We start from the raw sequence: 22,648 nt of genomic DNA, 5'->3' as shown, positions 1-22,648 counted from the left end.
GGCGTGCGAACGCGCGCGGTGAGGGCAATCCCACGACCACCGGAATCATGATCGATGCGGGCTCGGCGGCCCGGCGGCGATAGCGTGGTCGGTGCCGAGCGGGATCACGGGCCGCCGGTGTGCGGCCCACGGGTGGAGGACGACGACGATGCAGGCCGGAACCGGCACGATGACGATGCGGCCCGCGACGGGCGGGACGGCGGGGCAGGCCGGAATCGGCGGAACGGCGACGCGGGCCGCGACCGGCGGAACGGCGATGCAGGCCGCGACCGGCGGAACGATGACGCGGACCGGATCCGCCGGAGTGATGGCGTGAGGATCCTGCACACCTCGGACTGGCACCTGGGCCGGTCCTTCCACCGCGTCTCCCTCCTCGACGCCCAGGCCGCCTACCTCGACCACCTCGTGGCGACCGTCCGGGAACGCGAGGTGGACGTCGTCCTCGTCGCGGGCGACGTCTACGACCGGGCCGTGCCGCCGCTCACCGCCGTCGAACTGTTCGACCGCGCGCTGCACCGGCTCGCCGCCGCCGGCGTCCCCACGGTCATGATCTCCGGCAACCACGACTCGGCCCGCCGGCTCGGCGTCGGCGCCGGGCTCTTCGAGCGGGCCGGGATCCACCTGCGGACCGACCCGGAGAACTGCGCCACCCCGGTCGTGCTCGCCGACGACCACGGCGACGTGGCGTTCTACGGGCTGCCCTACCTGGAACCCGCCCTGGTCAAGGACGTCCTCCGGGCCGCCAAGGCCGGCCATGAGGCGGCCCTCACCGCTGCCATGGACCAGGTCCGCGCCGACCTCGCCACCCGCCCGGGAGGCACCCGCTCCGTCGTCCTCGCACATGCCTTCGTGGCGGGCGGGCAGCCCAGCGACAGCGAACGCGACATCACCGTCGGCGGGGTCGCGGCGGTCCCGGCCGGGGTCTTCGACGGCGTCGACTACGTGGCCCTCGGCCATCTCCACGGCTCCCAGCGGGTCACGAGCCGCGTCCGCTACTCCGGCTCCCCGCTCGCCTACTCCTTCTCCGAGGCCGACCACCGCAAGACGATGTGGCTCATCGACCTCGACGGCGACGGGGACATCACGGCCGAGGAACGGATCGACTGCCCCGTGGAGCGGCCCCTCGCCCGGCTCCGCGGCCGGATCGACACCCTCCTGGAGGACCCTGCCCTGGAACGCCACGAGCACGCCTGGGTCGAGGCCACCCTCACCGACCCGGTGCGCCCGGCCGAACCCATGGCCCGCCTCGCCCGGCGCTTCCCCCACACCCTCAGCCTCGTCTTCGACCCCGAGCGGCCGCCGGACGACCCGGGCGCGTCCTACGCCCAGCGCCTCCAGGGCCGCGACGACCACCAGATCGCCGAGGACTTCGTCGCCCACGTCCGCGGCGGCAGCGGTCCCAGCGACCTCGAACGCACCGTGCTGCGGGCCGCGTTCGACGACGTACGGGTGGACGGGACCGTGCGCGAGGTGTCCCGGTGAGACTGCACCGCCTGAGCGTCACCGCCTTCGGGCCGTTCGGCGCCACCCAGGAAGTCGACTTCGACGCCCTCTCCTCCGCCGGGCTCTTCCTGCTGCACGGACCCACCGGCGCCGGGAAGACCTCCGTCCTGGACGCCGTCTGCTTCGCCCTGTACGGGGCCGTCCCCGGCGCCCGGCAGAGCCCCGGCGCCTCCCTGCGCAGCGACCACGCCCCGGCGGACCTGCCCACCGAGGTCCGGCTGGAGCTGACCGTCGGCGGCCGGCGTCTCGAAGTCACCCGCAGCCCCGCCCAGCCCCGCCCGAAGAAGCGCGGCGACGGCTTCACCGTGGAGAAGGCCCAGAGCCGGCTGCGCGGTTACGACCCCGAGCGCGGCTGGCAGGCGCTCAGCAAGTCGCACCAGGAGATCGGCGAGGAGCTGACCCAGCTCATCGGCATGAGCCGGGACCAGTTCTGCCAGGTGGTCCTGTTGCCGCAGGGAGATTTCGCCCGCTTCCTGCGCTCGGACGCCGAGGCCCGCGGCAAGCTCCTCGGCCGGCTCTTCGACACCCGCCGCTTCGCCGCCGTCGAGGAACGCCTCGCCGAACTGCGCCGGGGCGCCGAGGCCAGGGTCACCGCCGCCGACGAGCGGATCCTCGCCCTCGCCCAGCGCATCGCCCAGGCGGCCGGACCCGTCGGCGCCGAGGCCACCCCGATCGCCGCCCGGCCCGGCGAACCCGGTCTCGCCGAAGCCGTCCTGGAGTGGGCCGCCATCGCCCGGTCCACGGCCCGCGAGCGGCTCGGCATCGCCCACTGCGTGCTGGCCGGGGCCGAGGGCCGGCAGCGCGCGGCACGCCACGCCCTGGACACCGAGCGCGAACGCGCCCGTCTCCAGCAGCGGTACGAGGAGACCGTGCGCCGCGCCGCGGCCCTGGAGGAGCGACGGCCCGAACACGACGGTTGCCAGGAGCAGTTGGAACGTGCCCGCAGGGCGGACCGGGTCGCCCCGGCGCTGGAGCTGCGCGAGGAGGCGGAGCGGGCGTACCTGGCCGCGAGCGAAGGTCTCGACCGGGCCCGGTCGTTGCTGACTCCGGAGCTCTCCGACGCGGGCGTCGACCGACTGACCGAGCTGGAAAGGAAGTTCCAGCAGGAACTGTACGCACTCGACGCGGCGCGACAGGCCGAGGAGCGCAGTGCGCGGATCGACGGGGAGCGCGTCCGGCTGAACCGGGAGGCCCAGGCGGACGACGAGCTGATCCGCGAGGCGGACGCGTGGCTTGCCGACTGGGACACCACCCGTGCGGCCCTCAAGGGTCGCGTCGACGCCTCGCAGGAGGCCGCCACCCGCGCCGAGCAGCTCGCCGGACTCCTCGCCCCGGCCCGCCGCCGCCTGGACGCGGCGGGCCGCCGTGACGCGCTCGCCACCGACGTACAGCAGGCCGAGGAGCGGCTCACCGTCGCACGTGAACAGGAGCTGGACGCCCGCACATCCTGGCTCGACCTGCGCGAACGCCGACTGCGGGGCATCGCGGCCGAGCTGGCCGCAGGTCTCGTCACGGGCGAGCCCTGCACGGTCTGCGGGTCGGCCGAACACCCGGCCCCCGCCAGCCCCGGCGACGGCCATGTCGACCGGGCGACGGAGGAGAGGGCGCTGGCCGCCCAGCGGTCCGCCGAGGAGACCCGAGCCCGTGCGCAACAGCGGCTCGGACTCGTACGCGAACGGCACGCGGCAGCGGAGACGGAGGCTCTGGGAGACGATGCCTCCGCATCCTCCACCGTGGCCGAACTCGGTGCGCTGGTAGACCGGTTGGCCGACGAACACGCCGAGGCCCACCGGCTCGCCGCCGCGACGAACCCGGCGCGCGAGGCCCTCGCCACCGCCGAGCGCGAGCACGCCGATCGGCTGGAACAGCGGCAGGAAGCACACAGCCGGATCTCCGCTCGCACCGCCGCGCGCGAGGCCCTCGATGCCGAACAGGCCCGCTTGGAGGAGCAGATCGCCGCCGCCCGGGGTGAGTCGCCGTCCGTCGCGGCGCACGCGGAGCGGTTGACCCGCCGCGTGGCACGCCTCGCGGAGGCCGCCGAGGCCGTACGCGTCGAACAGGAGACGGCCCGGCGGCGCAAGGAGGCCGACGGCCGGCTCTCCGAGGCGGCGTTCCGGGCCGGCTTCGACACCCCGGAGGCCGCCGCCGCGACCGTCCTCGACGCCGCCGCCCAACGCGACCTCCAGCACCGCATCGACGCCTGGCAGGCCGAGGCCGCCGCGGTCGCCGACCGCCGCGCCGAACGCGACGCCCGCGAGGCCGCCGAGCAGCCCCCCGCGCAGCCGTCGGCAGCTCAGGGCGAGTTCGAGACGGCGGAGTGGCTGGTACGTGAGGCGTCCTCCGCACTCGCCGCCGCAGACGAGCGCTGCGGGGAGCTGGCCCGGCTCTCCCGTGAGGCCGCCGACGAGGTGCGGCGGCTGGGCCCGGTGCGCCTGGAGTACGAGCGGATCGCCCGGCTCGCGGGTCTGGCGGCGGGCACCTCGGCCGACAACGAGCGCAAGATGCGGCTGGAGGCGTACGTCCTGGCCGCCCGCCTCGAACAGGTGGCCGCCGCCGCCACCGCACGGCTCCAGCGGATGTCCTCGGGCCGCTACACCCTGATCCACTCCGACGCCCGCACCGGTGGACGCCGAGCAGGGCTCGGACTGCACGTGGTCGATGCCTGGACCGGCAGCGAACGGGACACCGCGACGCTCTCCGGCGGGGAGACGTTCTTCGCCTCGCTGGCGCTCGCGCTGGGCCTCGCCGACGTCGTGACCGAGGAGACCGGTGGCGTGCGCCTGGACACCCTCTTCATCGACGAGGGGTTCGGCAGTCTCGACGACCAGACCCTGGACGAGGTGCTCGACGTGCTGGACTCCCTGCGGGAGCGGGACCGCAGCGTCGGCATCGTCAGCCATGTGGCCGACCTGCGCCGCCGGATCCCGGTCCGGCTGGAGGTGGTGAAGGAGCGCCGGGGCTCCTCCGTCCACCACCGCCTGTGATTCGGCCCGGCCACGCGGACGCCCACCGCCTGTGATTCGGCCCGGCCACGCGGACGCCTCTCCGGGGCAGAGCCCGATCGCTCGGCGGGGGAGCGGCGAGGAGTACACGACGCTGGTGGTGACGGAGCCCAGCGCGCCGATCCGCCTTCGAGACCCCGGAGGGCGTCGGGCGGCGTGTCGCCGACCCGCTCACCGCGCCGGCCGACGCCGCCGACTGCGGCTGCTGAGGCCGGGGTCCGGGCGGCCGTCGGCACGGTTCGACGGCCGCCCCGCTCCCGGGCCGGGTGCGGCGCTCCCGGAGCCGGGGCGCGTCAGCAGCTGAGCGGCGTGCGTCCGGCGAACTCGTCGTACCGGCCGGGGAGGCTATGTGCCCGCCGGTAGCCGGCGGCGCCCCGGACCCGGATGTCCTCGAGCAGGTGCCCTCGGTCAGAGCCGCGACAGCTCGTCCACCAGATCGTCCAGGCCCAGCGACCCCTGGGAGAGCGCCGCCATGTGCCAGGCCTTGAGGTCGAAGCCGTCGCCGTGCGCGGCGCGCGCGTTCTCCCGGCCGAGCAGCCAGGCGCGCTCCCCGAGCTTGTAGCCGATGGCCTGGCCCGGCATCGACAGATAGCGGGTCAGCTCGCTCTCCACGAAGTCGGCGGGACGGCCGCTGTGGTTGCCGAAGAACTCCTGGGCCAGATCGAGTGTCCAGCGCTCGCCCGGGTGGAAGGGGGAGTCCGCCGGAATCTCCAGCTCCAGGTGCATGCCGATGTCGACGATCACCCGGCAGGCGCGCATCATCTGCGCGTCCAGATAGCCGAGCCGCCGTTCCGCGTCGGGCAGGAAGCCCAGTTCGTCCATCAGCCGCTCCGCGTACAGGGCCCAGCCCTCGGCGTTCGCGCTGACCATGCCGATCGACGCCTGGTACCGGGAGAGGCTGTCGGCGACGTGCGTCCACTGAGCGATCTGCAGGTGGTGGCCGGGAACGCCCTCGTGGTACCAGGTCGAGACCAGGTCGTACACCGGGAAACGGGTCTCGCCCATGGTGGGCAGCCAGGTGCGCCCCGGGCGGGAGAAGTCCTCGGAGGGGCCGGTGTAGTACGGTGCGGCGGCCCCGCCGGGCGGCGCGATGCGGGACTCCACCTTCCGGACCCGTTCGGCGAGGTCGAAGTGCGTGCCGTCCAGCGCCTCGATCGCCTCGTCCATCAGACCCTGGAGCCACTCGCGGACCTCGTCCACGCCCTCGATGTGCTTGCCGTGCACGTCGAGGTGGGCGAGCGCCTCCCAGGGGCCGGCCCCTGGGAGGATCTTCCCGGCCTCGGTCCTCATCTCGGCGAGCAGCCGGTGGTACTCCGACCAGCCGTACGCGTACGCCTCGTCGAGGTCCAGGTCGGTGCCGTTGTACAGCCGCGACCAGAGGGCGTAACGCTCCCGGCCCACCGGGTCCGGGGCTCCCTCGATGCCCGGGGCGTACACGTCGCGCACCCAGTCACGCAGGGAGAGGACCGAGGCAGTCGCCAGCCGTGCGGCCTCGTCCAGCTCCTCCCGCAGCGACGCGGGGCCGGGGGCGACGAACTCCGCGAAGAACGCGGTTCCCTCGCCCTCCCCGCCCCACTCCGTGAGCTGACCGACGAACGTGGCGGTCGCGCGGGGACCGCCGTACAGCTTGCGCTCCAGGCCGAGCGCGAGCGAGGCGCGGTACCCCTCGTGCGCGGCGGGCACCGCGCGCAGCCGATCCACGACCGCCGCCCAGTCCTCGTCCGTCGCGGTCGGCGTGAGGGTGAAGACTTCGGTGATGCTGTGGGCCGGCGACTGCAGGTTGGAGACCGTTCGCAGCCCCTCCTCGGCGTCGTGCACGGCGAGTTCCGCCGTCAGGCGTTCCCGCAGGAGGCGTCCGCAGCGTCGTTCGGATTCGCTGTCGGCACCGGGACGCCGCTCGGCGGCGTCCAGCTCCCGCAGCGTCGCGCGGATGAGGTCGGCGACCGCGGCCTGACCGGCAGGTGAGAAGTCGGGCAGCCGACGCGAGCTTTCGGACACACCCAGATAGGTGCCCGTGATGGGGTCGAGTTCGATGATGGCGTCGACGTAGGCGTCGGCGACCTGACGGGGCAGCGCGCTGCTCGAAGTGTCTGACATGCGGACATCCTCGTACGGCGGTACGCGTCCCGTCATCATCATTCACCTCCGGACGTCCGAAAGTCGATCACCGCCGGTGCGTCTCCGGCACGTTTCCGGTACTCAGCTCCCGGCCGGAGGCAGCAGTGGCCCGCAGTCCCACTGCTGGAAGATCAGCCGGGTGTCCACCCGGGCCACCTCCCGCCGCGAGGTGAACTCGTCCAGCACCAGCCGCTGCAGATCAGCCGCGTCGGCCACCGCGACCTGTACCAGATAGTCGTCGGGGCCGGTGAGGTGGAAGAGCGCACGCGACTCCGGCAGGGACCTGACACGGTCGACGAACGGCCCGATGAGCTCCCGACGGTGCGGCCGGACCTGCACCAGGAGCAGCGCCTGGAGACCCCGGCCGAGCTTCGTCGGATCGAGGCGCAGCTGGTCCCCGAGGATCACCCCGGAGCGGCGCAGCCGGGCCACCCGGTCGAGGCAGGTCGAAGCGGCCACGCCGACCTCGGTCGCGAGCTCCCGGTACGTGGTCCGTGCATCGTTCTGCAACAGCCGCAGAATCTGCAGATCCACCGGATCGAGAGCGACGGAATCGGACATGTGGCGAACGTAGCACGGGGCATTGCCGCTACGAACCGGTAACTGTTCAGAGTGACGGCATGGACAACGAAGTCTCGATGACGCCCCCTGCCCCCACCCCGTCCAGGGCTCTCGCCACCGAAGCCGTGCACGCCGGACGCGACGACCTCGCCTCCCTCGGTCTGCACGCCCCGCCGATCGACCTGTCCACCACCTACCCCTCCTACGACTCGCGCGGCGAGGCGATGCGGATCGACGCCTTCGCCACCACCGGGGCCCGGCCCGACGGCCCGCCCGTCTACGCCCGGCTGGACAACCCCACCACGGGCCGCTTCGAGACGGCGCTCGCCCGGCTGGAGGGCGCCGAGAGCGCGGTCGCCTTCGCCAGCGGGATGGCGGCGCTGACCGCGGTCCTGCTCGCCCGCGCGAGTCAGGGGCTGCGCCATGTCGTCGCGGTCCGCCCGCTCTACGGCTGTAGCGACCATCTGCTCGGCGCGGGGCTGCTGGGCACCGAGGTGACCTGGACCGACCCGGCGGGCATCGCCGACGCCCTCCGCCCGGACACCGGGCTCGTGATGGTCGAGACGCCGGCCAACCCGACGCTGGCCGAGATCGACATCCGGGCCGTCGCCCACGCCTGTGGAACCGTCCCGCTGCTGGTCGACAACACCTTCGCCACCCCCGTCCTGCAACGTCCCGTCGAACACGGCGCGCGGATCGTCCTGCACAGCGCCACCAAGTACCTCGGCGGCCACGGCGATGTCATGGGCGGTGTCGTCGCCTGCGACGAGGAGTTCGCCGCCACGCTCCGCCAAGTCCGCTTCGCCACCGGCGGAGTGCTGCACCCGCTGGCCGGCTACCTCCTGCTGCGCGGCCTGTCCACGCTCCCGGTGCGCGTACGGGCGGCCTCGACGAGCGCGGCCGAACTAGTCCGCAGGCTCACCGCCGACCCGCGCATCGCCCGGGTGCACTACCCTCGGATCGGCGGCGCGATGGTCTCCTTCGAGGTGTACGGGGACCCGCACCGGGTGATCTCCGGGGTGCGGCTCATCACTCCCGCCGTCAGCCTCGGCAGCGTGGACTCGCTGATCCAGCACCCGGCCTCCATCAGCCACCGCATCGTGGAGGAGGGAGACCGGCGGGCGTCCGGCGTCGGCGACCGGCTGCTGCGGATGTCGGTCGGCCTGGAGGACGTCGAGGACCTGTGGGCCGACCTGTGCCAGGCGCTCAGCGACGGGTCCCTTCCGTCGGCGCGGCCGGAAGTGCGGACCCTCCAGTCGTCAGCCGGTCAGCCGTCAGCCGGGCGGTGATGACCAGCGTGCCCTCCTCGATCTGGTAGTCGAGGGGCAGCTCCAGCGCGCGCATCGCCGCCACCATGCCGGTGTTGTGGGACTGCGTGACGGCGTACACGCTGTCGCAGCCCGCCTCCACGGCGAGGGCCACCAGGCGGCCGAGCAACTCGGAGCCGATGCCCCGGCGCTGCCAGCCGTCCTCGACGAGGAGGGCGACCTCGGTCTCGTCGCCGTCCCAGAGGAGGTGGCCCAGCGCCACCAGCCTGCCCGATGCCGTCTGCACCGCCAGGGTGCGGCCGAAGCGGGGGGACAGCAGGTGGTCGAGATAGCGGTCCGCGTCCCCGACCGGACCGTGGTAGCGCAGGCCCAGGGTGCGCTGGGAGCAGCGGTCGTGCATGGCGCGGGCTGCGGAGAGATCGCCGTGGTCCGCGCGGCGCACGGTGATCTCGTTGCCCTCGGGCAGCGTGAGGACGTCCTCGCTGCGCGGCACCCGCGGGCCGAGCCGGGCGTCCAGCTCGACCAGGGCACGCGCCCGCGCGAACTCGGTGGGCGTGAAGGGCAGATAGGGCCGCTCGACGGAGATGACCCCGCCGGACGGGTCCCGCAGCCGCATGACCGTCTCTTCCAGCACGCCCTCGACCGGGGCGCTCTCCTCGGCCGGGCGGCCGGTGACGGAGACGGCGGGCAGCGAGTGGATGGTGCACCGGCCGAGCAACTGGCGCAGAGCGAGCGGCAGCTCGGCCGCGTCGAGCGCCGTCCGGGTGGCCAGCGACAGCACCCGGGTCGGGATGTCGACCAGATCGTGGGCCTCCGCCCGCTCGATCCACGTGGACGTGCCGCCGGCGGCCGCGATCTCCCGGGACAGCTCGTGCGCCTGGAGCGAGGCCGGGGCCCGCAGCAGGAACTCGTCGACGGCCCCCCGCGCCAGCGGGTGGGTCCCCAGGGAGAGGATGTCCACCTGGAGCCCGGCGAGGGCCACGCACAGCGCGGCCAGACTCCCCGGGGCGTCGCGCACGGTCGTCCGCATCCGCCACAGGGTGGTCTCCTCGGCACCGGCGATCCCGCCCACACCGCTGGGCCCGGCCCCGCCCGCCGCCCCGTCCCGTGCCCCGCGCACCGCCGCGTCCGCTCCGCCCGGCGCGGATTCCCCCTCACCGGACGGGGGAGCGTGGCTGTGCCGTCGCGCCCACCAGGTGTGGAACGCCGCCGTGGCCACCAGCACCACCGCCGACGCCGCGAGCAGGAAGGGCCCGTCCGGCTGGTGCCCGATCAGGTTGGCCATGGCGTCGGCCACGGCCACGGCGGTGAACAGGGCAGCCAGTTCGATCAGGTCCCGCCGCCAGTGGTGCGGACGACGGGCGCTCTTCGCGGAGGTCACATCAGTCATGTCCTCACTGTGAACGAACGGTGTTGCCTGATCACGAACGCCTTGTGACCGATGGGTTACGTGTTGATCTGGTCGCCTATCGTCGTTTTCGGCCAGATTCAGCCCGCTGCCCCGACGGGGAACGTCGCGAACAGCCGGGCGGCCTGACGGGCCGTCTGGGAGGAGCCCTTGCGTCCCGCCATGGCCGCGAGCCCCGCTATCGGCGGGATCCCGCCCGTACCGCAGCGTTCGGCGCACTCGGCCGCCACGGACAGCAGGTCGCCGAGGCCACGAGGCGTCTTCTCGTACGCCAGGAGACCGGGCAGCATCGCGGCCAGCACGGTCAGCACCGTCCGATACGCGCCGGTGGCGGCCGCCGTGCCGAGCGCGTCGGCCGTGCGGTTCACCTTCACCAGGTCCCGGTCGACCAGGATCGCCAGCTCCCTCCCGAGCGACGCACCGTCCAGCCGGCCTCCCGCGGCCAGCACGAGCAGGGCGTCCACCGCCGACGTCCGATCCTCCGGGTGCCGTGCGCCGAGTCCGTAGGCCAGCGCGAGATGTGTCGCACCGCCCACCTCGCCCGCACTCTCCGCCAGGGACGGCAGGAACCCGGCGGCTCCCCGCTGCCCCTGGTCGGCGGCGAACAGCAGGTTCGGCATCAACCAGGCGGCGAGCGTCTCCGGATCCTCGGGCAGGGTGGCCGTCCAGTGCGAGCACCGGTCGGGTCCCCAGTGGTAGCACTCCCGGGCCCGGGGGAGCTGTGCCAGGCCCAGCCAGTGGAAGGCCTCCGGGAACTCGTGCCGGATCACAGGCCGCTCCCGGGTCGCCAACAGCACCTGACGGGCCTCGGTCGTCGTCCGCTGCCACCAATTGCCCGCAAAGGCGCGGGAGACGGCGGTCGCCGGATGCCGGAGCACCGGGGCCACCGGCTCGTCGGCACGGATCCAGGCGGCCAGCCGGTCGCCCTCGCCGGTACCCAGCGCCTCGGCCGCCGCAGCGACGTCCGCCCCCTCGCCGCCGCCCCGGCGGACCCGTAGCAGCGCCTGGCCGAAGTCGGCGGGGCCGGGACGGGCGCCCAGCTCCCGATACGTGCGCAGCCGTTCGACGAGCTCGGCCGCCTCGATCGCCCCGGTGTGCCAGGTCGGCGTGGCCAGCAGGAACGGCGCCTCCCCGATATCCATGGCCTCCGCCGCCTCCCACGCCCGGTCGAGCAGCACCCCGTTCAGCGCGGCGTGGGCACAGGCGTCCGGCTTTGGGACGGTCGTCTTCGCCCGCCACGCCGTCCTGTCCCGGTCGGACACCAGGCCCAGCAGCGAGGCCACCACGACGGAGAGCCCGTGCGAGGTCGAGATGGACCGAGGATCGATCATGTAGGGCGACAGGCCTTGCTCGACGAAGTGGACACCGGCCAGCGCCTCCCGCAGGGACTCCGTCAGCTCCTCCCGGTCGGTCCGGGCCAGCCGGACGAGGCCGTCGAGCGCCCGCTCGAAGCCGGTGACCCCGGCCGAGGGGTCCATGGTGGCCGACGACGGGATCCAGTGTTCCGACGCGTGCGCCTTCACCCGGGCGGCCACCTCCTCGACGAGCTCGGCCACCGTCCCCGGCGCGGGTTGCTGACGCCGCAGCACCGGCACGGGCGGCAGGAACTCCTGGTACGCCTCGGGCGCTTCCTCCTCCGCGGGACCGCCGAACAGGGCGGTGACCGTCTCCCGGTGCAAGGGGCCCAACCGCGCGGCGGCGGAGGCCAACTGCTCCCGCACCCGCGGGTCTGCGACAGCGGCGAGATATCGGGCGACCAGCTTCAGAGACCGCTCCTGAATGTCGATGCCCTCATGGCCGAACGCCTCGGCGACCGCCGGAAGAAGCTCCTCCGCCGCCGAGGCGTCCCGGCGCAGCGCCTTGCCCAGCAGGGTCAGCTGGGCCCGTACCAGCTTCTTCTCCTGCCGGAAGAGCACGGCGCCCGACACGTCCGCCAGCTCCCGGGTGGGCACCACCCCCCGCGCGTCGAGCCGTACGAGCACCTGCTGGGCGTGCGAGGCGACCGGCGTGATCCCGTCCGTCGCCATCGCCGCCCAGTCCCGCAGATGGCGGTCCTCCTCTTCCTCCGTTGTCCCCAGTCGCAGGAGAACGGCCAGGAAGAACCGCTGATCGACGGATCTGCCACCGCGCATCAGACGGACCACGCATCGCTCCACCAGGTGCGCCCGGTCCAGCACCCCGTCCTCGACCAGTGCGCACAGCGCTCCGGGCCAGTTGTCCCGTGCGTCCGGCGCGTCGTAGAAGTCGACCTGCGGTGGCAGCTCCGGCATTTCGAACAACCGGGGCGCCAGCACGGCGGAGTGCGGATCCTCCCGCAGGATGTCGGTCAGCGGCCGCCGGGTCCGGCCGCGCCAGCGAGCCGCGCTGACCAGCTCCGTCCACCCCACGACCAGGTTGTCCGAGGCGGGGAGAGGGACCTGGGCCATCCGCGTCAGCTCGCAGACGAAGGTGTACTCCGCGTCGGAGAGGGCCGCGCGCCCCGCGAACCGGTGGGCGAGATCGCCCAGCCACGCCGGATCGCGGTCCTTCAGCGAAGCGAGGATCAGCGGATACGGAGAGCGGGCCCAGTCGCGCAGATCACGGCCCCCGATCCAGGCGGCGCACCCCGCCGCCCCGGCGTGACAGCCCGCGCCGGCCACCAGCAGCGCCTTGCGGACCCTGTCCCGCCGCTGCCAGTCCCAGCCCCGCACCTCCTTGCGCAACTCCTTCAACCCGGCGAGAGCGGCGCGGCGGCCGGGCAGGTCCAGACCGAGCACCAGCGGCGGTACGTCGTGATGACGCCCCGCCCGTACAGCGGTGAGCAGCTCGTTCATCGCGTGCCTCCGGCGACCGTCGCACCCCGGCGGACCATACGCACCGCGAGCGCGTGTTTGCAGGGCCCTCGCCGCCCCCGGTAGTCCGCCCACCACTGACAGGTGCAGCTGATCTCGGAACCGCTCTCGCGCACCTGGTAGCGCCGGTCCCCGGAGACGACCGTCGCCCGCGCACCGTCGAAGGACACCGCGCCCCCACCGGCCAGCCTGCGGGCGGCCACGAGACGTGGGTTGTGCCGCTCCGCCCGGTCCGCGTCGTACGGCAGCTCCCGGTGGAAGTACGCCGCGTCCGCCAGGTCGTAGCCGACCCGGCCCGCCGTGCCGAGCCGGGTCAGCGCGGCGCGCACCCGCTCCACGCCCAGCCCCGCCTGCTCGGCCAGCGAAGTCGCTTCGATCCGGGGCTCCCAGGCGAGCAGTACCGACACCAGCTCGGCATCGGCCGCCGCGTCATCCGTGGCCAGCGCCTCCAGGACGCCGCCCTCGCCCGAGAACCCCCGGGAGGAGTCCGGGGAGAGCGTCAGCGTGAGCCGCATCCCCGGCAGCACCACCTCCCAGGCACTCGCCGCCGCCGCGCCGTCGGCCACCGGCCCGTACACCCGCAGGGCCGTGGCGTCGCGCAACACCCGCTGCAACGCCACCAGCCGCTCCGGGCCCGGCAGGCACACCGCGCCCGGGACGGGGCGGGTCGTCGGGCGCAGGGACCCGCCCGACGCCACCACCCATCGGGCGCCGTGTGCCGCACGGCCCGAGGACGGGGAGCGGGGCAGCGAACGCAGGAACGCCACCGCCCGCGCCGCCGTCAGCTCGGCCCGCAGATCGAACCCGGCCGAGGCGACCTGAGCCTCGGCGAAACCGCGCAACCACCGGTCGGGCAGCGGCACCTTCTTCTCCACCACCGGACCGTCGAGCGTGGTCACCGCCATCTCCTCCGGACCCACGCGCAGATGCAGCGGATCATCCGCCGTGATCCGCGACAGCGCCTCCCGCAGCGGAGGGTTCACGTCCACGTTCGTCGTGCCGTGGCCGGTCTCCCTGCCGTCCAGGCCTTCCTGGAGCACGTCGAGGCGTGCGTACACCCCGCAGCAGCCGGAGAACGACTCGAAGCGCAGCCGGTCGCCGTTGCCCGTCACCACCGGGTCCAGGGAGGCGGGCGACGTGCGCTGGTAGTAGCGGGCCGCAGCCACGTCCGCGACCGCCAGCAGCCCGCGCGCCGCTATGCGTGGATCGGAGAGGAAACCCGCGAAGAACCGTGGGTGCGCCTCCGCCCCGCGCGGGGTGAGACCCCCCGCGGTCTCCAGACCGAGGGACGGCCCCACCTGCGATGACGTCAGGGAGGACGGGCGTGCGTAGGCCAAGGCCTGAACGGATCGGGTCATGAAAAAAGCGTAGGACCCACCACTGACAACGGGCCCCGCCCCAGCCTCGGTTCACTGCCCGACGTGGCCCGGCCGAAGTACCTTGGTGAACAGAACCGCTCCGCCCTCGGCCCGCAGCCGCACCGTCAGTTCCGCGCTGTCGCCGTCGATCTCCACCTCGCCGAAATACTGCGGGGACTCCATCGGCGAGACATTGGCCCGGTCGGGAGCCCGCACGAAGACCCGGTCCGGGCCGAACGTGCCGTCCAGCGTGTTGGCCGGGAAGCCGCCCGCGGCCAGCGGCCCCGACACGAACTCCCAGAACGGCGCGAAGTCCTTGAACGCCGCCCGCTCCGGCGCGTAGTGCTGGGCCGAGGTGTAGTGGACGTCGGCCGTCAGCCACACGGTGCCGGTGATCCTGCGGTGCTTGATGAACCGGAGCAGTTCGGCGATCTGGAGCTCCCGCCCGAGCGGGGCCCCGGGATCGCCCTGCGCCACCGCCTCGAAGTCCGTCGCGCCGTCCGGGACCACGAGGCCGAGCGGCATGTCGGCGGCGATCACCTTCCACTCCGCCCGGGAGGCGGCCAGCGAGCGCTTCAGCCACCGCGCCTGCTCGGCGCCGAGGATGCCCGTCGTGTCGTCGGCCTGCCGGCCCGGGGAGTTGGCGTTGCGGTGCGAACGCATGTCGAGCACGAACACGTCGAGCAGCGGCCCGTGGTGCACGACCCGGTACATCCGCGAACGCCGCTCGGAACCGTAGGAGGGCGCGAGCGGAACGTACTCGTGGAAGGCGCGCACGGAGCGTGCCGCGAGGATGTCCACGTTCTTCTCGGTGTACCGCGCGTCGTCGAGGATCTGGCCGGGATACCAGTTGTTGCGCACCTCGTGGTCGTCCCACTGCACGACGGACGGCACCTGCGCGTTGAAGCGGCGGACGTTCCGGTCGAGCAGGTTGTAGCGGAAGTTGCCCCGGTACTCGTCCAGCGTCTCGGCGACCTTCGCCTTCTCCTCGGTCATGACGTTGCGCCAGGTCCGGCCGTCCGGCAGCGTCACGCTCGGCTCCAGCGGGCCGTCGGCGTAGATGCTGTCGCCGCTGCACAGGAAGAAGTCCGGGTCCAGTCGGCGCATCTCCTCGTACACGCGGTAGCCGCCGATGTCCGGGTTGATGCCCCAGCCCTGCCCCGCGATGTCGCCCGACCACAGGAACCGAACCCCGGAGCGGCGCCGGGCCGGGGCGGTACGGAAGGTCCCGTACACCGGTTTGCCGGTACGGCGCGGATCGGCCGCATCGGCGAGCGTCACGCGGTAGTGCACCTGTTCGCCCGCGGGCAGACCGTACAGCGGTGTGGTGCCGGTGAAGTCCGTACCGGGGCCGATCGACGGCCCGTGCCACCTGCGGACCCGCCGGAACGACTCGGTCGCCGAGGTCTCCACCAGCATCCGGGCCGGCCGGTCCGAGCGCACCCACAGGAGAGCCGACGAGGCGGTGACGCCGCCCACCTGCACACCCCAGGACGCTTCGGGTCGCCCCGCCAGGTGCAGCGCGGGCGCCGCCGAAGCGGTCGCGGGGGCGAGGGCGACCGCCGCCGGGGCGATCAGCGAGCCGCGCAGGACGGTACGGCGGCCGGGCGAGGGAACACGTGGACGGTGCTGACGGTAGGACATCGAAGCGTCTCCAGGGAGATGGGCGGGCGGTGCGCCGTTCGCGAGAAGACCATGGACCGGCGCCGGTCTTGGCCCATGCCTAGTCCCCCGCGGCGGCGGGAGCCCCAACCCCGGGTGAACGGCGCCCGTCAGCCGGGACGGGCCGGCCGGAACCGCCACGCGGCCGCCAGCGCGGCGACCCCCCGGGCGATGTCGCCGGGGGCGAGGTGGGCGTAGCCCAGGACCAGGGGCAGGGTCCCGTCCTCGGAGTCGGCCGTTCCGCAGTCGCGCAGCGGCCGCAGAGCGATGCCCGCCCCGGCAGCCCGCTCCAGGAAGACGTCCTCGGGGCCGTACCGCGCGGGCAGCCGGGCGATGATGTGCAGGCCCGCGGCGATGCCGCTGACCGTCGCGCCCGGGAAGTGCTCGTCGAGCGCTGCCACCAGGGCGTCCCGGCGTTCCCGGTAGGCCCGCTGGCAGCGCCGCAACTGCCGGTCGTAGCCGCCGCGCGCGATGAAGTCGGCCAGGACGGCCTGGTCGATCACCGGGTTGCCCAGATCCATGGTCCGTTTGCGGGCGACGATCCGCCCGGTGAGCGCGGCGGGGGCGACCAGCCAGCCGAGCCGCAAACCGGGAGCCAGCGACTTGCTCACGGAACCGGTGTACACGACCCGCTCGGGATCCAGCCCCTGCAAGGCTCCCACCGGGGCCCGGTCGTACCGGAAGTCCCCGTCGTAGTCGTCCTCCATGATCACGGCGTCCGCGTCCCGCGCCCAGTCGAGCAGTTCGCCGCGGCGCTGCGCGGAGTATCCGATGCCGGTGGGGAACTGGTGTGCCGGCGTGGTCACCACCGCGCGCACCCCGGAGCGCTTCAGGGGTGCGAGGGCGAGGCCTTCGTCGTCGAGGGGCAGGGGGACCGTGCCCAGGCCGGTCGCAGCGAACAGCGAGGCGTGTTCCGGGCTGCCAGGGTCCTCCGTCCCGACCGAGGTCACGCCCTCGTCCCGGAGGACGAAGCCGAGCAGGGTCGTGGCCTGGGCCACCCCCGAGCAGACCACCAGCCGCTCCGGATCGGCCACCACGCCCCGGCGCCGGGCGAGCAGCCCGGCCAGGGCTTCACGCAGTTCCGGCAGCCCACGCGGATCGGGGTAGCCCAGCGCGCTGTGCGGCAGCCGGCCGAACACCGTCCGCTGGGCGGCGCTCCACGCACTGCGGGGGAAGAGGGACAGATCGGGGGTGCCCGGCCGGAAGTCCACCAGCGCGCCCGCCGTGTGCGGCGCTCGGTCGCGTACGGGACGCGCCGCCGCGCGTACGCCCTCGCTCACCCAGGTGCCGGCGCCCCGTCCGCTGCGCAGATAACTCTCCGCGGTGAGCTGCTCGTACGCCTCGGTGACCAACCCGCGCGACACTCCCAGATCGGCGGCGAGCTCACGGCTGGAGGGCAGCCTCGTGCCGGCCGCCAGGCGGCCGGAGCGGACCGCTTCCCGCAGCGCGGACCGGAGCGCGCGCCCTCGTCCACGCGCCGGCGCGGAGGCGGCGGGCAGCAGCAACTCCCACGCCGGAGAACGACGTTCCGCCGACGGACGATGCGCATTGGTCCCCGAAGACGTCATGGAAGTGGACCTTAAACCGGTCCGCCGCCGACCCTAGCGTCGACCCCATGAACGCAACCTCTCTGCGCGGGGCCCTCCTCGCGGCCCTCGCGTGTGTGCTGGTGGGGGCATCCTTCACGGCCAACAGTGTCCTCGGCGACTACCCGTTCGCGGGTGGCCAGGCGCTCCGCTACGGTCTCGCCGCGCTCCTGCTCGTCCCGTTCCTGCGCCGTGATCCCGACTCCGCGACGGCGCGGCTGCGTCGTCTCACCCGCCGGCGATGGGGGCGGATCGGCTTGCTCGCCGCCGTGGGCATGGTCGGGTTCAACCTGGCGGTCCTGGCGGCCGAACAGTCGGCGGAACCAGCTGTTCCGGGTGTCTTCGTGGGCTGTGCGCCCATCGTGGTGGGCGTGCTCGTCCCGCTGCTGGACGGTCGTCGCCCGTCGCGCGTCACGCTGTACGCGGCCGGGCTCGTCGCCGTCGGGGCGTTCACCGTTCAGGGCTGGGGGCGCACCGACCTGGCGGGCGTGCTCTTCTCGGTGGGCGCGCTCGCGGGCGAGGTCGGTTTCGCGGTCCTCGCCGTCCCTGTGCTGCGGCCGCTCGGCCCGAAGCTGCTCTCCGCGACGGTCTGCGGTGTCGCCGCCGTCGAGTCGGCGCTGCTCGGTCTGCTGATGGACGGCGCGTCGTTCCTGCGCGTCCCGACGGGCGGCGAGGCGGTGGCCCTGCTGTGGCAGGCCGTCGTCGTCACCGTGATCGGATTCGTCTGCTGGTACAGCGGGATACAGCGCATCGGAGCCGAACGCGCCACCCTCTTCTCCGGCCTGATCCCGGTCTCCGCCGCCCTGACCGCACCTCTCGTCGGAGCCGGGACGTACGGCATCGCGCAAGGAGTGGGAAGCCTCCTGGTCGGTGCCGGTGTGGCGTACGGCTCCGGCGTCCTCGGACGGCGCGAGGCGGTCGGTGCGGCGGCGGCCCGACGGGCCGGCTCAGCGGCTGGTGTCCAGGATGACGCGGGCCACGAGCGCCGGGTCGTCGCTCATCGGGACGTGCCCGCAGCCGGGCAGCCGCACGAGCCGGGCGCGGGGGATCACCCGCTTGGCGCGGACCCCCTGCCTGCGCGGCAGTATCCGGTCGCGGGTGCCCCAGGCGACGGAGACGGGGACGCCCTTCACGTCGTCTCCGAAGAGCAGGCCCCTGCCGGTCTCCAGCGTCTGGTGAAAGCCGGTCGCTCCGCGCAGGGCGAGCGTCTCGGCGACGACGGCCTCCGGTGAACGCCTGCCGGGCCGGGCGTAGATGGTGCTGGTGAGCGCCGCCCGGCCGGCCGCGCCGCGCGACAGGCGCTCGATCAGCCCCAGCGGCATGGCCAGCGCGCTCCGGCGCATGGTTCGCAGGGTGCCGAAGGCGTAGCGCCGTTCCGCCTCGGTCCAGAAGCCCGCCGGGGACAGCGCGGTCACCGACCGCACCAGCTCGGTGCGCCCCAGTTCCAGGGCGAGCAGGCCGCCCAGCGAGTTCCCTGCCACATGGGGGCGGTCCAGGCCGAGTTCGGCACAGAAGGCTCCGAGCACCCGGCCGACGGTCGCGAGATCGTAGGGGACGCCGTCCGGCAGCGCGGGCGAGGTGCCGAAGCCGGGCAGGTCCACGGCTATCACCTCGCGCTCGGCGGCCAGGATCCGTGCCACCGGGTCCCAGGCCCGCAGGTGGTGCCCGATGCCGTGCAGGAGCAGCAACGGTTCGCCCGCGCCGGTCCGTTCGTACGCGACCGAGACCGGGTGGGGGCCGTCGGCCGTTACGACGGTGAAGGAGGCCGTGGTGGTCATGCTGCTGCTCCCTGGGGTGGGTAGACATCTCGTCAACAACAATTACCGCCGGGTAGCTTGTAGTTCAAGGGGCTCGGCGATTCCCGCTGGACAGCACGTGACCGGTGGGCTGGGATGGACCGATGACCGTCGACACCGCGACCGAGCTCTTCGAGGAACACCGGCCCGTTCTCACCGGTGTCGCCTATCGCATGCTCGGCCGTGTCGCCGACGCCGAGGACGTGGTCCAGGAGGCGTGGCTGAGGTGGTCGGCGGCGGCGCGCGAGGACATCCGGGAGCCGCGTGCCTTCCTGGTGCGGATCACCACCCGGCTGGCCGTCGACCGGCTCCGGCACCTCCGGTCACGCCGGGAGTCCTACACGGGGCCCTGGCTGCCGGAGCCGGTGGTCACGGAGTTCGGCCCCGCCGTGCCGGACACCGCGGAGCGCGCCGTCCTCGCCGACTCCGTGTCGCTCGCCGTGCTGGTCGTCCTCGAATCGCTCTCGCCGCTGGAGCGCGCGGTGTTCGTCCTCCGGGAGGCTTTCGGCTTCCCGTACGCCGAGATCGCCACCGCTCTGGACCGCACCGAGGAGGCCGTCCGGCAGCTCGCCGGCCGGGCCAGGCGGCATGTGGAGGAGCGCAAGCCGCGTTACGACGTGGACCCGGCCGAGCGCCGCGATCTCACGGAACGCTTCCTGGCCGCAGCCTCCGGAGGCGGCATCGAGCAGCTGCTCGCGCTGCTGGCCCCGGACGTCCGGCTGGTCAGCGACAGCGGTGGCAAGGCGAAGGCGCCGCGGCGGATCATCGAGACCGCCGACAAGGTCGGCCGCTTCCTCTTCGCCGTGGCCGGAGAGGTCGGCCCGGACAGGGACATCCGGATCATGGAGCTCAACGGAGGGCCCGCCGTCGTCTACTTCGTCGGAGGGAAGGCCGACACCGTCTTCCAGGTCGAAGTCAGCCAAGGTGTTATTCAATGCGCCTATATCATTCGTAATCCGGACAAGCTTTCCAGGCTGCCCGTCGCATAACCAAAAGCACCGCCGACCTCCTCCGCCCCCGGTGCCCCTCGGGTCCGCAACGGGCCTGGTCGGAGCCCCGCCATCCGTCGTGATGGCGGGGCTCTGTGCTGCGCTCACCTCACGGCACCACGAACGTCGTGTGAACGCTCTGCGCCAGAGTTCCGTTTCGTTCCGTTACGGAATAAGGATTGGTCTTGACCAAGGGGGTATGCCGTCCTAGGGTCTCTACTTAAGGCAAGAACCTTTAATAAATAACGTCGCGGAAAAGACGCCGGGCGATTGCGGAGGATCAGGGTGGGGACCACGCAGCTGGAAGCGGTACAGGAGCCGAAGTACTGGCACCTCAAGACCGTGCTCAGTGAGGCACTCGACTCGGACTTTGCGGTGGGGGAGATCCTGCCCAACGAGCGGGACCTCGCGGCGCGGTTCGGTGTCGCGCGAGCCACGCTCCGGCAGGCCCTGGAGCAGCTCGAACTCGAAGGCAGACTGCAGCGTCGCCGTGGTGTCGGGACGACCGTCGCCCCGCCGCGCGTGGGCATCGCCGTCTCCACCGCCCAGCACGAATGGACGGGCGGCGTCAGCGGCGAGGCCTGGCAGCCGGTCGACACCGTCATGGACAAGGCCCCCCCGGCGGTGGCCTCCATGCTCGGCACCGACCCCGCCGAACCGGTGCACGTGGTGCGCCGTATCCGCGACACCCAGGGACAGGCGGTAGCGGCGGAACTCCTCTACATCCCCGCCTCCTCGGTGCCCGACCTCTCCGCCATCGAAGCCCCGTCCGGCGCCGTCCGCGCCCGGAGCGTGCTGCGCGAGCTGCACCGGCTCGGCCTGCGGGGCCAGGACCGCTCCGTGGAGCTCGGCTCGGCGCGCGCGGCCGACGCCAAGGAGCTGGACCGGCTCCCCGGCGCCCCCGTCCTCGTCGTCACCACCCGCTACTTCACCGCCGACGGTACGGCGGCCGTGTCCGTCGCCACCTACCGCGCGGACACCTGCCGGCTCACCTTCGGGGACTCGGGCGCGCTGGAGATCAGCCACGACGACCAGCCGGAGCGCCAGGCCTCCTGACGCCGCCGACCCGCTCGGCCCCACGCCCGCCGCTTCTCCAGGACGCCAGTCTCCGGGAACCGGCGGGCGCGTGTGTTCCCGCCCGATCCGGCTCAGGGAACAGCGCCGGTGATCAACCCGGCCCGGGGAAGCCCGTGATGCCCGCGGCTCCCGTGGCTCCCGGGGCAGCGCCCGGATTCCCCGCCTCCCGGACAGCGTCCGCACCCCGACCCACCGACGCGCACGCGGTCCGTGTGCCGGGTCTCCCCGCGGTCAACGGCGGGCCGTCACGGCCCCCTCGACGGCGAACAGCTGCTCTTCGACGTGGTCGAGGGCGAGCCGCAACGCCCCCGTCGCGACGGCGGCCTCCCCGAGCAGCGACAGGGTCACCCGCGGTGGGCGCAGGCAGTAGCGGGCCAGCTCTCTGCGCAGGGGCTCCAGCACCCCGTCCAGCCCGGCGGCCCAGCCGCCCACCACGACCAGCTCCGGGTCGAGCGCCAGCACCAGCGCCGCCACATCGTGCACCAGCCGCTGCAGGAAGCGCTCGACCGCCGCCCGGGCCCCTGCGTCGCCCTCCCGCGCCTTGGCGAACACCGCTGTCACAGCAAGCTCGTCCAGCGGTTCCAGTGGTGTGTCCGTCGTCGACAGCAGATGCTCCGGCGTCACATCCCTGCCCAGCAGGTGCAGGGCGCCGATCTCCCCGGCGGCCCCGCCGAACCCCCGGTGCAGACGCCCGCCGATCAAGGACCCCGCGCCCGGGCTCAGCCCCGCCAGCACGAAGACCACGTCATCCGACTCGGTGGCCGCGCCCTTCCAGTGCTCGGCGACCGCCGCGGCGTTGGCGTCGTTCTCGACGAGCACGGGGCAGCGGAACGAACGGCGAAGCCGCTCCCCGAGCGCGAGGCCGGTCCAGTCCGGCAACGCCGTACCCAGCCGCACGGTGCCGTCGGCCTCCACGATCCCGGGACTGCCCACGCCGACCGCACGCAGACTGCTCCGGGCCACCCCGGTGCGTCGCAGCACGTCCGCGATCACGGCCCGTACCTGGTCGAGCCGGTCGTCCGCGCCGGCGGTCTCCGACACCACGCGGGAGCCCGCCCCGACGATGCGGCCGTCCAGCCCCGAGATGAGCGCCGACACCCGGTGCGGACCGATCTCCACCCCGAGGAGATGCCCCGCCTCGGCCCGGAAACGGAACCTCCGGGCAGGGCGCCCCTGGCGCCGCGCCTCGCCCTCGTCGGGCAGCGCCTCGACCACGAGCCCTGCTTCGAACAGCCCCTCGACGACCCCTTCGACCGTTGGCCGGGACAGCCCGGTGATCCGTGTCAGGTCCGTCAGCGTCGGCGCGCCGGCCCCTCTCAGCGCGTGCAGTACTACCGCGGAATTGATCCGTCGCAACAGCGAGGGGTCCCCACCGGTCAGCCGGCCCACGGTATGTCCTCCCAGCTCGTGCGCATGTCTGCCGGATCGTACTCGCTGGCCGGGAGCCCTGCGACCAGCGAGGGAAGCCGGTATCGAGCCGCAACCTCGG

At 73.5% G+C, this 22,648-nt stretch carries 15 protein-coding genes and 2 pseudogenes; 6 read left to right on the top strand and 11 right to left on the bottom strand.

The window, feature by feature from the left end; all coding sequences use genetic code 11:
- Positions 1–45: 45 nt before the first annotated feature.
- Complete coding sequence (locus tag ACH4RG_RS32135) at positions 46–327, bottom strand: hypothetical protein (protein WP_397923358.1); 282 nt, start codon at positions 325–327, stop codon at positions 46–48.
- Between ACH4RG_RS32135 and ACH4RG_RS32130 the strand changes: the two genes are divergently transcribed.
- Both ACH4RG_RS32130 and ACH4RG_RS32125 read left to right on the top strand, forming a co-directional pair.
- On the top strand, positions 313–1,482 hold the full coding sequence (locus tag ACH4RG_RS32130; RefSeq protein ID WP_397923360.1) for an exonuclease SbcCD subunit D: 1,170 nt from the start codon (positions 313–315) through the stop codon (positions 1,480–1,482). The two genes, ACH4RG_RS32135 and ACH4RG_RS32130, sit on opposite strands and share 15 nt — an antisense overlap.
- Complete coding sequence (locus ACH4RG_RS32125) at positions 1,479–4,487, top strand: AAA family ATPase (protein ID WP_398540625.1); 3,009 nt, start codon at positions 1,479–1,481, stop codon at positions 4,485–4,487. The genes ACH4RG_RS32130 and ACH4RG_RS32125 overlap by 4 nt, the downstream gene beginning before the upstream one ends.
- A 72-nt stretch (positions 4,488–4,559) precedes the next feature.
- Here the strand turns inward: ACH4RG_RS32125 and ACH4RG_RS32120 are convergent.
- From ACH4RG_RS32120 to ACH4RG_RS32110, 3 genes and pseudogenes are all read right to left on the bottom strand, one after another.
- Positions 4,560–4,631, bottom strand: a pseudogene (locus tag ACH4RG_RS32120) (Lrp/AsnC family transcriptional regulator); the annotation flags it as partial.
- A gap of 282 nt (positions 4,632–4,913) precedes the next feature.
- Positions 4,914–6,602, bottom strand: coding sequence for a DUF885 domain-containing protein (locus ACH4RG_RS32115; protein WP_398540624.1), 1,689 nt, complete (start codon positions 6,600–6,602; stop codon positions 4,914–4,916).
- 102 nt (positions 6,603–6,704) lie between these two features.
- On the bottom strand, positions 6,705–7,184 hold the full coding sequence (locus ACH4RG_RS32110; RefSeq protein ID WP_397923366.1) for an Lrp/AsnC family transcriptional regulator: 480 nt from the start codon (positions 7,182–7,184) through the stop codon (positions 6,705–6,707).
- 59 nt (positions 7,185–7,243) lie between these two features.
- Here ACH4RG_RS32110 and ACH4RG_RS32105 point away from each other — a divergent pair, with 59 nt between their 5' ends.
- On the top strand, positions 7,244–8,473 hold the full coding sequence (locus tag ACH4RG_RS32105; RefSeq protein WP_397923368.1) for a trans-sulfuration enzyme family protein: 1,230 nt from the start codon (positions 7,244–7,246) through the stop codon (positions 8,471–8,473).
- Here ACH4RG_RS32105 and ACH4RG_RS32100 read toward each other — a convergent pair.
- From ACH4RG_RS32100 to ACH4RG_RS32080, 5 genes are all read right to left on the bottom strand, one after another.
- The gene (locus ACH4RG_RS32100; protein WP_398540649.1) at positions 8,391–9,833 is read right to left on the bottom strand and encodes a GNAT family N-acetyltransferase; all 1,443 of its coding nucleotides are present in this window, start codon (positions 9,831–9,833) and stop codon (positions 8,391–8,393) included. The genes ACH4RG_RS32105 and ACH4RG_RS32100 overlap by 83 nt on opposite strands.
- A gap of 107 nt (positions 9,834–9,940) precedes the next feature.
- Positions 9,941–12,673 carry a DUF6493 family protein gene (locus ACH4RG_RS32095; protein ID WP_398540623.1) on the bottom strand — a complete coding sequence of 911 codons (2,733 nt, stop codon included), beginning with the start codon at positions 12,671–12,673 and terminating at the stop codon, positions 9,941–9,943.
- Entirely contained in the window at positions 12,670–14,049 is a 1,380-nt protein-coding gene (locus ACH4RG_RS32090; RefSeq protein ID WP_397923372.1) for an SWIM zinc finger family protein, read from the bottom strand. The genes ACH4RG_RS32095 and ACH4RG_RS32090 overlap by 4 nt, the downstream gene beginning before the upstream one ends.
- 51 nt (positions 14,050–14,100) lie before the next feature.
- A complete protein-coding gene (locus ACH4RG_RS32085) occupies positions 14,101–15,693 on the bottom strand; it encodes an alkaline phosphatase D family protein (RefSeq protein ID WP_397923374.1) in 1,593 nt (530 codons plus the stop codon).
- A 128-nt stretch (positions 15,694–15,821) separates the two neighbouring features.
- A complete protein-coding gene (locus ACH4RG_RS32080; protein WP_398163334.1) occupies positions 15,822–17,279 on the bottom strand; it encodes a PLP-dependent aminotransferase family protein in 1,458 nt (485 codons plus the stop codon).
- Positions 17,280–17,326: 47 nt separating this feature from the next.
- Here ACH4RG_RS32080 and ACH4RG_RS32075 point away from each other — a divergent pair.
- Positions 17,327–18,169 (top strand): annotated as a pseudogene (locus ACH4RG_RS32075) (DMT family transporter); the annotation flags it as partial.
- Between the two features lie 75 nt (positions 18,170–18,244).
- Here ACH4RG_RS32075 and ACH4RG_RS32070 read toward each other — a convergent pair.
- A complete protein-coding gene (locus ACH4RG_RS32070; protein WP_398163335.1) occupies positions 18,245–19,075 on the bottom strand; it encodes an alpha/beta fold hydrolase in 831 nt (276 codons plus the stop codon).
- A gap of 122 nt (positions 19,076–19,197) precedes the next feature.
- On the opposite strand from ACH4RG_RS32070, the gene sigJ reads away from it, so the two are divergent.
- Together sigJ and ACH4RG_RS32060 are read left to right on the top strand one after the other, a co-directional pair.
- Positions 19,198–20,082, top strand: coding sequence for an RNA polymerase sigma factor SigJ (gene sigJ, locus ACH4RG_RS32065; protein ID WP_397923380.1), 885 nt, complete (start codon positions 19,198–19,200; stop codon positions 20,080–20,082).
- Positions 20,083–20,367: 285 nt separating this feature from the next.
- On the top strand, positions 20,368–21,138 hold the full coding sequence (locus ACH4RG_RS32060; protein ID WP_397923382.1) for a GntR family transcriptional regulator: 771 nt from the start codon (positions 20,368–20,370) through the stop codon (positions 21,136–21,138).
- Positions 21,139–21,390: 252 nt separating this feature from the next.
- Here the strand turns inward: ACH4RG_RS32060 and ACH4RG_RS32055 are convergent, their stop codons facing one another.
- Positions 21,391–22,548, bottom strand: coding sequence for an ROK family transcriptional regulator (locus ACH4RG_RS32055; protein ID WP_397923384.1), 1,158 nt, complete (start codon positions 22,546–22,548; stop codon positions 21,391–21,393).
- Between the last annotated feature and the right edge of the window lie 100 nt (positions 22,549–22,648).

The sequence above is a fragment of the Streptomyces sp. NPDC021019 genome (genome assembly GCF_044333295.1).
Lineage (GTDB): Bacteria > Actinomycetota > Actinomycetes > Streptomycetales > Streptomycetaceae > Streptomyces.
This window is presented reverse-complemented; position numbering and strand designations above follow the sequence as displayed.

What these genes read in the sequence shown, in the direction of transcription:
- ACH4RG_RS32115 (WP_398540624.1), bottom strand. Translation starts at nt 6,602, where the DNA reads ATGTCAGACACTTCGAGCAGCGCGCTGCCCCGTCAGGTCGCCGACGCC.
- ACH4RG_RS32110 (WP_397923366.1), bottom strand. Translation starts at nt 7,184, where the DNA reads ATGTCCGATTCCGTCGCTCTCGATCCGGTGGATCTGCAGATTCTGCGG.
- ACH4RG_RS32105 (WP_397923368.1), top strand. Translation starts at nt 7,244, where the DNA reads ATGGACAACGAAGTCTCGATGACGCCCCCTGCCCCCACCCCGTCCAGG.
- ACH4RG_RS32095 (WP_398540623.1), bottom strand. Translation starts at nt 12,673, where the DNA reads ATGAACGAGCTGCTCACCGCTGTACGGGCGGGGCGTCATCACGACGTA.
- ACH4RG_RS32090 (WP_397923372.1), bottom strand. Translation starts at nt 14,049, where the DNA reads ATGACCCGATCCGTTCAGGCCTTGGCCTACGCACGCCCGTCCTCCCTG.
- ACH4RG_RS32085 (WP_397923374.1), bottom strand. Translation starts at nt 15,693, where the DNA reads ATGTCCTACCGTCAGCACCGTCCACGTGTTCCCTCGCCCGGCCGCCGT.
- ACH4RG_RS32080 (WP_398163334.1), bottom strand. Translation starts at nt 17,279, where the DNA reads ATGACGTCTTCGGGGACCAATGCGCATCGTCCGTCGGCGGAACGTCGT.
- ACH4RG_RS32070 (WP_398163335.1), bottom strand. Translation starts at nt 19,075, where the DNA reads ATGACCACCACGGCCTCCTTCACCGTCGTAACGGCCGACGGCCCCCAC.
- sigJ (WP_397923380.1), top strand. Translation starts at nt 19,198, where the DNA reads ATGACCGTCGACACCGCGACCGAGCTCTTCGAGGAACACCGGCCCGTT.